Source organism: Mesobacillus campisalis, from assembly GCF_000986785.1.
Lineage (GTDB): Bacteria > Bacillota > Bacilli > Bacillales > Cytobacillaceae > Mesobacillus_B > Mesobacillus_B campisalis.
The window spans coordinates 23,918-40,183 of the sequence record NZ_LAYY01000030.1; the positions used below are offsets into that span (position 1 = coordinate 23,918).

13 protein-coding genes are annotated in these 16,266 nt (G+C 41.7%); 7 read left to right on the plus strand and 6 right to left on the minus strand.

Annotated features, from left to right (window positions below; translation table 11 throughout):
- Window positions 1–278 precede the first annotated feature (278 nt).
- Window positions 279–908 (plus strand): glycosyltransferase family 2 protein, encoded by a 630-nt coding sequence (locus tag WQ57_RS27140; protein ID WP_052948827.1) that lies wholly within the window; start codon window positions 279–281, stop codon window positions 906–908.
- A gap of 49 nt (window positions 909–957) precedes the next feature.
- Window positions 958–1,827, plus strand: coding sequence for a hypothetical protein (locus WQ57_RS27145; RefSeq protein ID WP_206540556.1), 870 nt, complete (start codon window positions 958–960; stop codon window positions 1,825–1,827).
- A gap of 252 nt (window positions 1,828–2,079) precedes the next feature.
- Here the strand turns inward: WQ57_RS27145 and WQ57_RS19180 are convergent, their stop codons facing one another.
- Window positions 2,080–4,212, minus strand: coding sequence for a CDP-glycerol glycerophosphotransferase family protein (locus WQ57_RS19180; RefSeq protein WP_052948829.1), 2,133 nt, complete (start codon window positions 4,210–4,212; stop codon window positions 2,080–2,082).
- A gap of 271 nt (window positions 4,213–4,483) precedes the next feature.
- On the opposite strand from WQ57_RS19180, the gene tagD reads away from it, so the two are divergent.
- From tagD to tagH, 4 genes are all read left to right on the plus strand, one after another.
- The gene (gene tagD, locus WQ57_RS19185) at window positions 4,484–4,888 is read left to right on the plus strand and encodes a glycerol-3-phosphate cytidylyltransferase (protein ID WP_046525381.1); all 405 of its coding nucleotides are present in this window, start codon (window positions 4,484–4,486) and stop codon (window positions 4,886–4,888) included.
- Window positions 4,873–6,069, plus strand: coding sequence for a CDP-glycerol glycerophosphotransferase family protein (locus tag WQ57_RS19190; RefSeq protein ID WP_046525382.1), 1,197 nt, complete (start codon window positions 4,873–4,875; stop codon window positions 6,067–6,069). The genes tagD and WQ57_RS19190 overlap by 16 nt, the downstream gene beginning before the upstream one ends.
- A gap of 102 nt (window positions 6,070–6,171) precedes the next feature.
- Window positions 6,172–7,002 (plus strand): ABC transporter permease, encoded by an 831-nt coding sequence (locus tag WQ57_RS19195; protein ID WP_046525383.1) that lies wholly within the window; start codon window positions 6,172–6,174, stop codon window positions 7,000–7,002.
- A gap of 14 nt (window positions 7,003–7,016) precedes the next feature.
- Window positions 7,017–7,823, plus strand: a complete 807-nt coding sequence (gene tagH, locus WQ57_RS19200; protein ID WP_046525384.1) for a teichoic acids export ABC transporter ATP-binding subunit TagH — start codon at window positions 7,017–7,019, stop codon at window positions 7,821–7,823.
- Between the two features lie 241 nt (window positions 7,824–8,064).
- Here tagH and WQ57_RS19205 read toward each other — a convergent pair whose 3' ends face one another.
- Both WQ57_RS19205 and pyc read right to left on the minus strand, forming a co-directional pair.
- On the minus strand, window positions 8,065–8,277 hold the full coding sequence (locus tag WQ57_RS19205; RefSeq protein WP_046525385.1) for a DUF2187 family protein: 213 nt from the start codon (window positions 8,275–8,277) through the stop codon (window positions 8,065–8,067).
- 364 nt (window positions 8,278–8,641) lie between these two features.
- Entirely contained in the window at window positions 8,642–12,142 is a 3,501-nt protein-coding gene (gene pyc / locus WQ57_RS19210; protein ID WP_046525386.1) for a pyruvate carboxylase, read from the minus strand.
- Between the two features lie 263 nt (window positions 12,143–12,405).
- Between pyc and WQ57_RS19215 the strand changes: the two genes are divergently transcribed.
- The gene (locus WQ57_RS19215; RefSeq protein WP_046525387.1) at window positions 12,406–13,713 is read left to right on the plus strand and encodes a M48 family metallopeptidase; all 1,308 of its coding nucleotides are present in this window, start codon (window positions 12,406–12,408) and stop codon (window positions 13,711–13,713) included.
- Between the two features lie 84 nt (window positions 13,714–13,797).
- Here the strand turns inward: WQ57_RS19215 and WQ57_RS19220 are convergent, their stop codons facing one another.
- From WQ57_RS19220 to WQ57_RS19230, 3 genes are all read right to left on the minus strand, one after another.
- On the minus strand, window positions 13,798–14,877 hold the full coding sequence (locus WQ57_RS19220) for an MBL fold metallo-hydrolase (RefSeq protein WP_046525388.1): 1,080 nt from the start codon (window positions 14,875–14,877) through the stop codon (window positions 13,798–13,800).
- A gap of 384 nt (window positions 14,878–15,261) precedes the next feature.
- A complete protein-coding gene (locus WQ57_RS19225) occupies window positions 15,262–15,651 on the minus strand; it encodes a cupredoxin domain-containing protein (RefSeq protein WP_046525389.1) in 390 nt (129 codons plus the stop codon).
- Between the two features lie 215 nt (window positions 15,652–15,866).
- Window positions 15,867–16,266 (minus strand): IS3 family transposase (locus WQ57_RS19230; protein ID WP_046525394.1); only part of this gene is annotated, 400 nt, incomplete at its 5' end.

Below are 16,266 nucleotides of genomic sequence, written 5' to 3' on the forward strand. Positions count from 1 at the left end.
TGGATTTTCTATCGCTTTCAGATTGCTTCAGATATAGCTTCAGGCGGATAAATCATCTCTCTGTGGACCTGTTTATGAAGGAATATTGATTCTACCGGTATCAATCAATGTTATTGATATAGGTAGATTTTTTTTCAACATGGAGGTTTCCCCGGTTGATACTCTCTTTTATTTGTATAAAGGCATAAAAATATGTCCATAAAAATAAGGAGAATAGCCATGCCTGCGCGTTTTTGTATGGTCATTGGCTTGTTAATAATTCGAACGGGGGAACTTTTATGGTAAATGTATCCTGGATCTTTAAAACAATGAAGTTCAATAAAAATCGGACCTATCCATATAACGAAGACGGCTATTATGTGGTTGATAACAAATTGGAGAATCGAGCCTCTAAATCCAAGGTATCCGTTGTCACGCCTGTCTATAATGCGGAAAAGTATTTAAGGAAGACGATCGACTCCGTTATCAACCAAACGATAGGATTTGATCATATTGAGTATCTCCTCGTTGATGATTGTTCAACAGATTCTTCAAGGGATATTTTGCTGGAGTACTCTTCTAGATACGAGAACATCATTGCGGTCTTCCTGGAATGCAATACAGGAACACCCGGCCAGCCCCGAAACCTTGGAATTCAATTATCTTCCTCGGAATATATAACCTTTTTGGATGCAGACGATTGGCTTGAACCGAATGGGTTGGAAATATTGCATAATATTTTAGAGGAAACAGGTGATGATTATATCGTTGGAAAAACCATACAATTAAAATCAGACGGCGTCAAAATTGTTGGGGAGCATGAATCCTGTAAAGAGCGAAGAAATGTGTCCCCCTACTCGATCCCCCATATCTTTCAGCATTTGGGACCTCGAGCAAGGATGGTAAGAGCGAGAGATCATAAAGGATAATGGGATTGTTTTTCCCGAAATGAAGTTTGCTGAGGATAAACAGTTTTTTATGGACGTCTTAATTCATTGCAATAAAATTTCAACGACAAAAGCACCGGTTTATTATTTAAACCGCTTTGACGATAATAATGCTTCTTTAACCAAACAAACGAATATCATGGAAAAAACAGATAGTAATATAAAAGTGATTCATTATATTCTTCAAAAGAATTTGGAGCCAGAGAAAGAAAAAATGATCTTGAATCGATTATACGAGTTCGATTCGATAACACGGCTGTTTAATACAGGACATTTTCAAAAAACAAAGTTGAAGCCGCTTTATTACACTAAATTTAACGAGATCCTGAAAACCACAGACGGACTGCGCTATGATTTCTCGGAAAACTTCTTTAATCCGTTAAATAAAGTGGCCTATCAACTGTTTAAGGAAGGAAAAACGAAGCAGCTTGAAAAGCTATTTGAATGGGAAAAGAAAGAAAAGGTGAAGAAAGTCTTGATTAAGGACAACCTTCCTTACCATGTAGCCCCATTTCTTGAAGAACCATACCGCAACATTCGGGTACCCATGCTCGCCATTTTCAAGGAGGATCACTTTTACAATAATAAATATTACCTTGATTTCATGGTTTACGGTGATTTTATCGATCAAATCACAGATGTAATCATCAGGGACCGGGAAGACGTAAATTTGGAATATTCCATTCCTGTTCAGGTCAATCGCAGCGGCCATGGACAGCTGGAAGTCGATCTCGAGCTATTAGATCAGCTTCCGTCCTCCAGCTACGCCATGTTTCTGCGCTATAATGACTACAACAAAATCAATATTAGAAAATTGAATGAAAATCAGATTGAATACCAAAAGCGTGATTTCATCTTTTACACCACCATCCATTCAAATGTTGGACTCAAAGTGAAATAATTTCCCAACAAGGTGCTCCCTGCTTCAACAAAGGGAGCATCTTTTTTATTACATTGGACAGCTATTCAAATATAATTTTCAGGAATGACTTGAAAGTCCCCTGCATAAAAAGTGAATATGTCTTTCTGTCGCCTCCCACCTCCTCTTTTGGATAAAAAAAACGCCCGATGCAGGGCGTTTTAGTTAAATAAAGCTATTCGGGATCACTCCAGCGCGGCTTGGGAGATCTTCTTTATAAGCAGGTCTTTATGCTTAGTTGGCTTTTTTTGCATTTGTAAAAATCTTTTCTACCACTTTACGCGTCGAGTCCCCGCACTCCAAATAACAAAACTTTTCATGAAAGGAATCGAAATAGGAAGATGACGGCAAGGCTTCTTCTTTCACGCTTTTAATGGTGTGAATCAGCTCTCCGGTTGTCCTGACCAGAGGGCCGGGAGCTTCCTGTTCAAAGTTGAAATAAAAACCGCGAAGATGATCCCGATACTGCTCAATATCATATACGTAGAAAATCATTGGGCGCTTAAGGTTCCCATAATCAAAGAATACCGAAGAATAATCGGTAACCAGGATATCGGCCATTAAATACAATTCCCGGATATCCTCATGGTTGGAGAAATCGTAGGCAAAGCCTTCGTAAGGCGTTAGATCGAGATTTTCAGAAACTAAATAATGCAGCCTAAAAAGAATAATATACTCCTCACCTAGCTGCTCCTTCATTGAATCAAGATCCATGTTCAGGTCAAAACGATACTTGCCTTTTCCATAAAACTGATTGTCCCGCCAGGTAGGTGCATATAAAATAATCTTTTTACCCACGGGGAGACCGTATTTCGAAATAAAGTCCCCCCTGGTTTCCTCATTATTGTGACGAAATATAAAATCATTCCTTGGATAGCCAGTTTCCAATACCTCATTCTCGAATTGAAAGGCTCTCCGGAAGATTTCGGTTGAATAAGCATTAGGGGAAATTAAATAATCCCATTTCTTAGCCTCTTTTATGAAATTGTTCTTGTAGTTTTCGGCCGTTGTTCCCGGCATATAAACTTCTTCCATATCGGCAGCCAGTCGTTTCAACGGGGTCCCGTGCCATGTCTGAAGGTAAATCGTATTTTTCGGTTTAGGGAGCCATGCAGGCATTCGGCTATTGGTTACCCAATAGCGAGCCCGTGGCATGACAAACAGCCACTTAATGGAGAATCTGGGAATACAATTCACATTCTTATCCTTGAAATGGTGAAGATACTTTTTGTCCACGCTCCAATACATTTTGTAATCATAATTATTTTCCTTCAAGTACTCGCAAATGGCCCGTGGGTTATCACTGAACTGTTTGCCCAGAAAACTTTCAAACACAACGATTTTTCTACTGCCAGGCAATAACCCAATCAAATAAAAAGCCATTTTGTAAAGGTCTTTAACAGTTGAGTGCCTTTTAACAAAGACGAGTTTTTCCTTCACTTTTGTTTTTATGTGATTTTTAAAATCATAATTCTCAATTTTAATATGTATTTCCCTTGCTTTTTGTGTTCTCCCAATGGATATGATTTTCTTGTTTCCATTTACTTTTTTGATTAGAGATTTTTTAGAGAAATTAGGGACCTTCATTGTAATGGCAGATGTCTTGGTTGTTACTTTCCTATTGTTTTCAAAATAGGAGATTTCGATATGTGCCTTAAATGCGCATGGTTCACTTTGATTAGACAGGAGAGCTTTTGCCGGTACGACAGCCTCATAGCCGATTGGAATGAAATTTGAATCTCCCCTTCTATATTCTTTCGATAAGTCCGTACGGTCAACGACTTTCAAAGGAACTTTGAAGACATATTCTTCATCTTTTGTTGAAAAAACCAAAGATTTCTGTATATCAGATGGCTGGGAGTGCTTAAACCATATTGGATGAATGACATAACCTTTTATCCTAATATGGTCTTTATCGATAATGTCAATTTGTTCCACCTTCGTGACGAAACAGGGCGATTGCGATTTAAATGAAATATTTCCTTTGTTTGTGGTAAATGGCGCCAGCATTTTATCATCGTTGTGATAGAACAGAAGCTCTACTTCAAATAGGTTGCTGCTCAATCGTATCCTGTTAACAGAATCGTTTTGGCTGAACGTTAAATAAACATCCCAGTCCTTTCCGTCATCCAACAGCTGCTGCAAATCTGTTTCCATTAAACAAGCTTGAAGAGTGCTCGCATTTTGCCTTACAACAGTCAAGGGATACTCTTTCTTTTTTGCTGTATATCGTTCCACCAATAATAAAGTCAGTTTCGGATCAGCCAAGGCCCAACGGGGAACCCCAAGCTCAATGTAAAAACAATTACCCTCCATGTAGATGGATTGGATAAGACAATTTTTACCTGTTAATTTTTTTCGTATCAAAACAGATTTCCCCTATCCTAACAAGTTTTCTGTTTATCAGTATTTACCGGCTCTATAAATATATACACATGGTGTTTTTTTTATCGAATCATCCTTGCTAAGCGTAATGCTGCTGACTGTGTTTTTACAGCCGGCAAATACACTCTTATCTCCCAGTATTATCTTTCTTCGATAAATTTTTTTGCCTTGCCAAGAATAGAAACAGAAATATATCCCTACCATAATTACTGCGTGAAATGATTCCTTTACCACTAAAAGGAGGAGTGTCCCAATGAAAAAGGTACTAACGTATGGCACTTTTGATTTGCTCCATTTTGGGCACATAAATTTGCTAAAGCGTGCAAAAGCATTAGGGGATTATTTAATCGTTGGCCTCTCTACCGATGAATTTAATGAAGGGAAAAATAAAAGGGCCTATCATAGCTTTGAAGATAGAAAAATGATATTGGAATCCATACGCTATGTTGATAAGGTGATTCCGGAAAGCAACTGGAACCAAAAAATTGAGGATGTATGTAAATATCAGGTTGATATTTTTGTCATGGGGGACGATTGGAAAGGACGATTCGATTTTTTAAAGGATTACTGTAAAGTAGTGTACCTGCCAAGGACAATTGGGATCTCCACGTCGGGAATTAAAGATGATTTGAATGGAAGAAAATGGCTAGGGAGTTAGGTGTTTTTCTCTTCCTCTTCTTCTTTAAGTGGGTGTTTTTTCTTTTCAACTTATTCCCACTAAAGGAAAAGACAACCTTTGTGGTGAGCTTTGGGGATAACAGTAAATATGTATTTGACGAAATGCGGCGGCGAAGCATCCAGGTGCGAGTGGTGGTCCTTTGTAACAAGAAGAATATTAGCTTATTCAAGGATTATTTAGATATTGTTCTTATTCCTTATGGTAGATATAATATATGGCATTGGTTTTCATCTATCTATCATTTGGCAACGTCCCGCTATATTATGATCGATAATTATTATGGCTTTCTTGCGGCAGTGGATTTCAAAAAAGAGGTCGAATGTATTCAATTATGGCATGCTTCCGGCGCATTGAAGAAGTTTGGTCTTGAGGATGAATCGATAAAATCAAGGAGTCCTAAAGCCATAAAGCGTTTTTTACAGGTTTACAGCAAATTCCATAAAGTAGTAGTTGGTTCGGATGTTATGGCTGCTATTTTTATTAAGTCCTTCAATCTTAAGAAAGATCAAATCTTAACAACCGGTGTTCCGAGGACCGATTTCTTTTTTAACGAAGAGGCTGTGGAAAAGGCGAGAAAGACACTAACCCTTCGGCATCCCGGCCTAAAAAATAAAAAAGTGATCCTGTATGCTCCTACTTACCGCGATGATCAATTGGATCATTTTATTCCTCAACTTGATATTGGAAAAATGGCTGAAAAGTTCGCGGAGGATTATGTATTATTTTTGCGGTTGCATCCCAGCATTCTAAATACAATGGTTCTTTCTAATCAATATCCCGATTTCGTTGTTGATGTTTCTTCCAGCCAATACGATATTAATGAACTTCTGGTGATAGGAGATTATTTAATTACGGATTATTCATCCATTTCATTTGAATACTCGCTTTTGCAAAAGCCGATTATCTTTTTTACATACGATTTGGAAAAGTATAAACAGACGAGAGGGGTTTTGGAACGATTCGATCACAATATTCCAGGCCCCATCGTGCGCGATACCGATTCCATTATTGATTTAATTGAAACCAACTCTTTCGACTTTGAGGCAATCCATTCCTACGCGGAGACATGGAATAAATATTCCAAAGGCCATTCCAGCTATAACCTGGTAAAATACATGTTTCCCGAACACAGGGCAAATTCCAGTGAAACTCATGCCTGAAGATAAGCAAACTCCCGAAGCATGAGTTTTATATTCCGTTTTTTTGGAAAAACTGGGTACCGTACAGGTCCGTAACCGTTGATAGGAAGGATTTTCTTAATTATGAAGTCACTTATTACTATTATAAGGGAGCAAATTTCTTCCTTCTATTTGATTCTAAGGCTCTCTGCCTTCGAAATAAAAAGTGCCAATAATAATAATTATTTGGGAAGGCTTTGGGAACTGTTAAATCCACTTATTCAGCTGTCCATTTACTGGCTTGTATTCGGAATCGGCGTCCGGGGCGGCCAAAGTATTACCATGGAGAACGGCGCCCATGTTCCGTTTTTTATCTGGATGGTTACAGGGATGATTGTATGGTTCTTTGTCAATCCTGCGATTTCAAAGTCCACGAGATCCATCTATTCGAGACTCCAATTAATCTCAAAAATGAGTTTTCCCATGAGTGCCATTCCGTCCTTTGTGATTATGGCCCATTTCTATACCCATTTAATGCTCGTTGCTGTTGTCATGGTTTTTCTGCAATTTACCGACTTTAAGCTATCGGTCTACTATCTCCAGCTTCCTTATTTTATGCTGGGAACATTAATCTTCCTGTTGGCTTTAGGACTGATTACATCCACTCTTTCGACCATGATTCGCGATGTGCAGCAGATTGTTCAGTCGGTGTTAAGGATGATGCTCTATTTAACACCGCTCATTTGGCATACAGATAAATTTGAGGTGAAGGGAATGGATCTCACCTTTCTTTTAAAGCTCAATCCACTCTATTACCTTGTAGAAGGATACCGGGCATCACTGCTTGGTACCACTTGGTATTTTGTTAAATATGGCCAGTATACGCTTTATTTTTGGGCTTTGCTTTTTATGATGCTGGCCCTCGGATCTGCCTTGCATTTAAAATTTAGAAATCGATTTGTCGATTATCTATAAGGATGAGTGTTTCCATGAGTGAAACAGTTGTGGTGAAAAATGTGTTCAAAAAATACAAAATGCATAAATCTTCCAAAGAAAAGTTTTTGGATATAGTTTTACCAAGGGGCTACGGTGAGGATTTTTATGCCCTCCAGGATATTTCGTTTACTGCCAATCGAGGGGACGTCATTGGCCTTGTTGGCGTGAATGGTTCAGGGAAATCTACCCTTACGAACATTATAGGCAATGTGATCCCTCCCACCTCTGGCAGCGTTAAAACCATTGGACAGACTTCGATCATCGCCATATCCTCGGGACTGAATAATCAATTAACTGGAAGGGAAAACATTGAATTAAAGTGTTTGATGCTTGGCTTCAAGAAAAGAGAGATTCTCGAGCTGGAAGGCAACATTATAGATTTTGCGGATATTGGAAAGTTTATTGACCAACCTGTAAAGAAGTATTCCAGCGGAATGAAATCCCGTCTTGGCTTTGCCATCTCCGTGACCATTGACCCGGATATTCTCGTTATTGATGAAGCCCTTTCCGTAGGAGACCAGGTCTTCGGGCAGAAATCCAAAAACAAAATGTTTGAGTTTAAAGACAAAGGCAAAACCATTTTCTTTGTCAGCCATTCGATGGGCCAAATTAAAGAGTTTTGTGACAAAGCCATTTGGCTGGAGTACGGTGAAATAAAAGCCTTTGGATCTGCAAAAGAAGTAGTACCGGAATATGAGAAGTTTTTAAAGCAATATAAGGCGATGACAAAAGAAGAACAGCAAACATTCCGTGAAGAAGTAATCAGGAAGCAAAGCGGCTTTGCCGCTTTGAAAGAATGATTTTTACTTGTGTACAGGCACAAGACGAAACAAAGCAGAAAAATCTATCCCTACCAGAATCCCCGGGATAGATTTTTTCTTTGTCTGATAAGAATTCTGTCACATTCACACTTCCCGTTTGGCACAAAAGGCACGGCATGCAGGCTCCAGCCGCACAATGAAAAAGACCGCCAATATATGAACGGTCTTTCTTGGGTACTATTAAAGGTTCAAGAGTCCAGCCTAGACTTATCTGTCATGGTTATACATTATGACTAATAACATCATAATTATCATGCCTTACAACTGTACTTACCGTCTCGTAATTCAGATGCATGGCTGCTTGTTCGGAGATGTGAACCAATACGCTATTATCCCTTACCAAAAACACAGTCCCGCTCCAATTATTGTTTTTCCTTTTAAAAAGAATCGTGTCTCCCACTTTAGCTTTTCTGATTTTAATCCCATTTTTCATGAACAAACCTCCTGACATTACGGCCGTTTAAAATTTGATATGTTATGTAATTTGTGCGTGGGCCTTGCCTCTATGAACCCTTAATAACAGAATGAAAATGTAGAACATGTTTTTCTGGTTTTTCGAATGATACTACGCCAAAAACATAAATTCAACGAATATCCTTCCACGTAACACAATGTTTAGATTGGTTATTGACTAATAAAATTATTAATAGAAATGAAATTTATCATAAACAAACTTCCAAGGAGCTTACGAACCCTTGAGAAAAAAGGTTCTCATAGGAACCATGGGGATTGTTCCATACCTGAAAAAAATTAGCGGGGAAGCTTTGCCTCCCCGCCAACCTCAATTTCTATTCCCTCTAATTTGCTGCCACCTTGTCAGATTCACTGTCCCTTTCCGCGCTATCGCCCGGTTCTGCCAATTCAATCAGCAGATCGCCTGGTGCAATAGGATCTCCAGGATGCACTGTAATCTCTTTTACAATACCGGAGAATGGTGCCTGAATGGTTGTTTCCATTTTCATCGCTTCGGTTAAAAGTAAATGATCGCCTTGGGCAACCTTTGCCCCTTTTTCAACAAGGACCTTGAGGACGGTGCCTGGCATCGTTGCGGCAATATGATTCTGGTTTCCAGGGTCGGCTTTTACTTTTGAAGCAACAGCCGTTTTAATGCTTTCGTCTTTAATGACCACTTCCCGCTGTTGTCCGTTGAGTTCGAAATAAACCGTCCGGGTGCCGTCTGACTGGGCTTCTCCAATGGAAACCAATTTGACCATCAGCGTCTTCCCTTTTTCAATTTCCACCTCAAGCTCTTCCCCAAGCCTCATTCCAAATAAGAAGGTTGGAGTATCAAGCACGCATATATCGCCAAATTGTTCGATCGTTTTGATATAGTCCAGGAATACCTTAGGATATAGAGCATAAGAAATCATATCGTGAGAGGTTACTTGACGGCCAAGCTTTTTATACAGCTCATCACAAATATCATCAAAATCGACGTTATCCATCAATTCACCTGGACGGACGCTGATTGGCTGCTTTCCTTTCAGGATGACCTTCTGCAATTCCTGCGGGAAACCTCCAGCTGGCTGTCCCAAATAGCCTTCAAACAATTCAATCACAGAATCAGGGAAATCAATTTTATCACCCTTTTCCAGGACATCTTGTTCTGTTAAATCATTTTGAACCATAAACAAGGCCATATCGCCGACAACTTTGGAGGACGGAGTGACTTTCACGATATCACCAAACATCAAATTGACGCGGCGGTACATATCTTTCACTTCTTCCCAGCGGCTGCCAAGCCCGACTGCTTTGGCTTGCTGCTGAAGGTTGCTGTATTGTCCTCCAGGCATTTCATGCTGGTAAACTTCCGGATGAGGCGCATTCATGCCGCTTTCAAAATCCTGGTAGTATTTTCGCACGCCTTCCCAGTACTTTGAAACCTGTTCAAAAGATTCCACATCAACCGCAGGTTCACGCTCTGATCCTTTCAACGCATAGCAGAGTGATCCGGCGCCTGGCTGGGAAGTCAAACCGGCCATTGCGCTTGCCGCAACATCCACGATATCGACACCGGCATCAATCGCCCTCGCATAGGTGTAAATGCCATTGCCGCTTGTATCGTGGGTATGAAGGTGAATCGGGATATCCACGGTTTCCTTCAACTCGGAAATTAACCGGTAGGCAGCCTCCGGTTTCAGCAGGCCGGCCATGTCCTTGATGCCGAGAATATGAGCACCCTGGCTTTCAAGTTCCTTTGCCATGTTTTTATAATATTGAATATCGTATTTAATTCGGGATGAGTCATTGATGTCCCCTGTATAACAGATGGCGGCCTCAGCGATCTTCCCTGTCTGGCGCACCGCATCAATCGCTACTTCCATCCCCTTAACCCAGTTCAAGCTGTCAAAGATGCGGAAAACATCGATTCCAGCGTCTGCCGATTGCTGCACAAATGACTGGATGACATTGTCAGGATAGTTTTTATAGCCGACCGCGTTCGAAGCACGCAATAGCATCTGGAACAATACATTCGGAACCTGCTCCCTTAAAGTGATCAGCCGCTCCCAAGGGTCTTCCTTAAGGAAACGATAGGCCACATCATAGGTTGCCCCGCCCCACATTTCGAGTGAAAACAAGTTTGGCAGCAATTTTGCTGTCGGTTCCGCAATTTTCTTCATATCGTTGGTACGAAGCCGCGTTGCCAGCAACGATTGGTGGCCATCACGGAATGTCGTATCAGTGAGCAGAACTTCCTTGCGGGATTTTACCCAATCTGCAAGGCCTTCTGCCCCTTTATCGTCAAGAATTTGTTTCGTCCCGGCTGGAGCCGGTTCTGCAGCTTGAAACGCAGGAACAAATGGTTCCTCAAAAATCGGCTTTTCCTTTTTTTCGATCCCAGGAAAGCCGTTGATGGTGACATTTCCGATATAATGAAGCAATTTTGTCCCTCGGTCTTTACGAACCGGGAAAATAAACAGTTCCGGAGTACTGTCGATAATGGAGGTGTCATAATCTCCGCTAAGGAATTTTTCATGCTGCATGACATTTTCCAGAAACGGAATATTCGTTTTGATTCCGCGGATTCGGAATTCCTTTAAGTTCCGCAGCATTTTGGAAGCGGCCTGTTCAAACGTCAGGGCATGCGTCGACACTTTTACCAGCAGCGAATCATAATAAGGCGTAATGACAGATCCCTGGTAGGCGTTGCCCGCATCAAGACGGACACCGAATCCGCCTCCCGAGCGGTAAACCATGATTTTTCCGGTATCCGGCATAAAATCATTCAATGGATCTTCTGTCGTCACACGGCTCTGGATGGCATAACCGTGCGTAGAAATGTTTTCCTGCTTTGGAATGCCAACTTTATCGCCATGAAGAGGATAGCCTTGGGCAATCAGCAATTGTGTTTGAACAATATCGATTCCCGTAACCATTTCTGTAATCGTATGCTCTACCTGAACGCGCGGGTTGACTTCAATAAAATAAAACTCATCTCCGCAAACGAGGAATTCCACCGTCCCTGCATTCAGGTAATCTACGTTTTTCATTAACTTGACAGCCGCGTCGCAAATATCATGGCGCAGTTCGTCCGACAGGGAGGTACTCGGCGCCACTTCAACCACTTTTTGGTGGCGGCGCTGGACGGAACAATCCCGTTCGTATAAATGAACAATGTTTCCTTCATGGTCGCCAAAAATCTGGACTTCAATATGTTTCGGGTTTTGGATCAGCTTTTCAACATACACCTCATCGCTCCCAAAAGCAGCTTTTGCTTCTGACTTGGCTCGTTCATACGATTCCTTGACTTCCTCGATCGAGTGAACAATCCGCATCCCGCGTCCGCCGCCGCCCAGGGAGGCTTTGATGATAATCGGAAGACCATGCTGGCTTACGAAGGAGACAACTTCTTCAAGGTTAGCGACCGGACCGTCTGTCCCAGGGATGACTGGAATTTCGGCCAGCTGCGCTTGTGTTCTCGCTTTCACCTTATCTCCAAACATATCTAAATGTTGTGATGTTGGCCCGATAAAAATGATTCCTTCCTCTTCGCACCTTTTGGCAAAGTCAATGTTTTCCGACAAGAACCCGTAACCAGGGTGGATGGCATCCACGCCTGCCTGTTTGGCAATCTGGATGATGCCTTCAATGTCAAGATAAGCATCGACAGGCTTCTTCCCTTTCCCGACAAGATAAGCTTCATCCGCTTTGTAACGATGCAGAGCGAACGAATCTTCTTTTGAATAGATGGCGACCGTGCGGATATGAAGTTCCGTACAGGCACGAAACACGCGGATGGCGATTTCGCCCCTATTGGCCACTAATACTTTATTGATTCTATTAATCTTCTTTCCCATGACTTCCTACCTCTCTTATGTATTGTTGTCATTCCCAAGCAGGGACAACCTTATATCTATTTTAACCTATTTCTCTAATATTCTATAAATTTAAATTAATTTGTCAACCAGAGGTTGTCTTCACACATCTTTCAAGCCTCAGAGAACAACCAATCATTTCCACCTTTTTGGTAAAAATGTTATTCCTATTCCTATCAGTTTCCACTATAATCTTATAGAAATATATTTTTTAAAGAGATTATCAGAATCAGGGGGAAAGAAGAGTGCTCGAGGAAAATGGGTTAAAAAACAGGTTGGTTCATCGGAAAGAAAAGATTTATTTTGTGGCCGCGCTGGTGTTCAGCTGTTTGGCTTATCTGGTTTTGCTTTTTTCAATAGTTGGTTTTGCGATTATGGTAGGGATCATACTAATTTCATTCTTTTTCCATGCCCTATCGATGGCTTCGATTCGCCGAAATGGCGTCCGGCTGAGTGAACAGCAGTTTCCTGACATCTATCAGAAGGCGGCGAAATTAGCACAAGAGATGGACCTTGAGAAAATGCCGGCTATTTATGTCATGGAATCGATGGGAATGTTAAATGCGTTCGCGACCAGGTTCTTTGGAAAAAACATGGTCGTTGTGTATTCAGAAATATTTGATTTGGTGGAAGAACAGCGTGAAGAGGAGCTCATGTTTGTTCTCGCCCATGAGTTTGCCCATCTTAAGCGCCGCCATGTACTCGTTCATTTCATCCTGCTTCCGGCCATGTTTGTTCCGTTTCTAGGGGAAGCTTATTTGCGGGCTTGCGAATATACATGTGACCGATATGCGGCTTATTATGTTGGCAATGTGGAGGCAGCAAAAGAGGCATTAACGGTGCTCGCTATCGGGAAGAAGCTTTCCGCTAAAGTGAACAAACAGGCTTACGTTCAGCAAGCAGAAGAAGAATCGGGCTTCTTTGCGTGGCTAAGTGAACAGCTTTCCAGCCATCCACATTTGCCGAAACGGATCAATGCCCTGGACCATTGGCATAATCCTGAACAATCACCACTAGTGGTGGAAAAGAAAACAGGGATCATCATCGGAACCATCCTTTCGATCGTACTGGCTGCATCCATTACAGGCGCAGCAGTGTTCTTTTTAGAAGGAGCAACAGCCTTAACCGCTTTTCTGGAGGATCCTTATCTGGTAGAGGACGAGTATATGTATGAAGAAGACATGATGGACTTCCCTCCTGTCATCCAAGCCTACATGAATGAAGACATGGATCAGGTTCAGCAGCTTGTCGCAGAGGGAGCTGACATAAATGAAAAAGACAGTGACAACAACACCGCCCTTCAATATGCGGTAAGCTGGGGTGATTCGGAAGCGGCACAGTGGCTCATCGAGAACGGAGCAGATGTGAACACAACCGACAACTGGGGATCAACTCCGCTCATAAACGCCGTCTTTAATGACGCAGACAATGAACTGATTGAACTTTTATTAGCCAATGGCGCAGACAAAACAATAAAAGATTCAGAAGGAAAAACAGCCTACGACTACGCAGTCGAAAACAGGGATGCAAAGCTTAGAGATTTGTTGAAGTGAGGCATGGGGACGGTTCTCATGCATCATTAAAACAGAAATAAAATGGCGGGGAACTTTACTTCCCCGCCATTTTTATTCTCTTCACTATAATTCCCACCATGCCTCACCAGGAAAAGAATCCGTTCCTTTTAATGATATGGTTTCACCGATTCTCGGAGCGATCAGCTCCACATTTTTTGCCTTGGCCTCTTTGGCTGCCCTCTCTATTGGTTCTGTCCACCCATGCCTTGCCAGTGTAAAGGCTCCCCAATGAATCAGCATCATCCTCTTGCCTTTGACATCGATGCTCGCCTGTACCGATTGCTCAGGGAACATATGGGCCCACGGCCAGCGCCGGTCATATTGGCCGCCTTCCATTAAAGCGAGATCAAAAGGACCATACTTTTCGCCTATTTCCCTGAAGTGGGCATCGTAGCCGCCATCTCCGCTCGTATAGAATCTGGAGTGTTTCCCCAAGATGACCCAGCCGCCCCACAGAGTCGAATTCCGGTTAAAAATCCCTCTTCCGGAAAAATGCCTGGATGGAGTCAGCGCAATTGTTAGGCCTTGAAAGGTGTACTCCTCCCACCAATTTAACTCAGTAATTTTGTCTTTTGCCACTCCCCAGCGAATCAAGTGGGCACCCACACCCAGTGGAACAAAGAAATGGCCGGTCTTGCCCTTCAGCTTTTGTATGGATGGATAATCCAAATGATCGTAGTGATCATGAGTAAGCAGGACAGCATCAATAGGAGGCATTTCTTCCACCATATCAAGGAGATGTTTGCTGTAGCGTTTCGGTCCCACGACCGTAACAGGTGAAGCAATGCCACCTAACATCGGGTCGATAAACAGCTTTTTACCATCCAGACTGAGCAGAAAAGCCGAATGCCCAAACCAGGTCAGGCTGTCTTCTTCACCTTTCACTTTGTTCCAATCAATCTCAACAGGAGGCATCGGACTTTTAGGAGTACGGCCAGCAGCTTTTGAAACTGGGAGCTGGGGTGGTTTCGGACTGTTATTTTTTCCAGCAAGGAAAACAAATTTCCCCTTAACGTAATTATCCAATTTATTGTAGCCCTCTGTGTCTTCATTGCTTGGCCTTCCACCGAACACAGGATGCATGTTCATAAACAGTGCAAGAGCAATAAAGAACACCAGCATAAAGGTGAATACATAAATCATTGTCTAAGTTCCTTTCAATCCGGGAAAGCATGGGGACGGTTCTCATGCCTCACTATGGAGCTGTGGTTTCTTCTTTAAAGCCAATATAACACTTTTTAGCTTTTGGATAAATTTTGAACACCCAGCCAGGCTTTGTAGAGGCTAAGACTTAACTACATGTTACGAGCAGGAGACAATATAAATGAGCAAATATGGGACGAAGGCTGTGTTTTTAGGAGTGTATTTAGCACATAGTGTAGCAGGAAAACGGAAGAGGAATTGAAATTGCAAAAAAATACATGTAATCCGACGGCAGCCATAATAAAGGAAGCAATCATAGCTAGAAATAAAATAAGAGCTACAATAGTAGCCCTTGTAAAATAAATAAATTTGTTGAGGTTTCTATTATTTAACTATTACTTTTCCAACCATACCCTCTTGCAAATGATACCTGCATATCAGTTCATATGTACCAGGTTTATCAGGCTTCACAGATATGGTTTTTTCATTTCCCGGCTGGACTTCCTCGTCGATTCCGAGCTTTTCGACTGTAAAGGTATGCTCTTTCTTTCCTTTATTTTTCAATACTACAGTCGTTGTAACTCCATTCTGAAGCGTGATGACTTTTGGATTAAAGTAATCATCATTCAACTCGACCTCAATCGTCTTTGCTGTCTCTCCAGGCTGTGTTACGGGGCTGGATTCAGCAAATACACTTAATGAGCCTGGAATTGTGGCAGTAACAATCATTGCAACCAAAACCATTAATCCAGTTAGTACTCTCTTCACAAACATTCTTCATCCCTCCTTTCCAAAATATGTTTTCCAAATCATAAAATATTATTAGTATAGAGGCATGGGGGCCGGAATGAAAATAACGATTCCTTTTGTCAACAGCTGCGCAAAACTGGACTGTCACAAAAGGCAGATAAAAAAATAAAAAACCCGCTCACCAGGCTTTGAACTATGCCCTATAAAGTGGACGGTTTAAAAAAGCACCTGTAAGAATTTTATGCAGCTAACAGATGACTCCGGTACTGTGCCGGGGTCATCTTATTTAGAGTCCATTGATAACGCTCGTTATTGTATTCCTCAATATAACCTCCAATGATTCTTTTAAGCTCATTGAATGTTTGACACTCCGCATAGTCAACTTCATCCTTAAAATGCCCAAAGAAGGATTCCATTGGAGCATTATCCCAACAATTTCCCTTACGGGACATAGACTGGATAAGCTTCATTTTCTTAACCCTTTTCTGAAATTCAGGGTGCGTGTAATGAAATCCCTGATCGGAATGGAGGATGGCACCAGGATGGACCATTCCCTTAAAAGATTGACCTAGTTTCTTCAGTGTATGATAAACAATGTCCATCTTAAGATTGGTGGACAGGTGATAAGCGACGATTTCC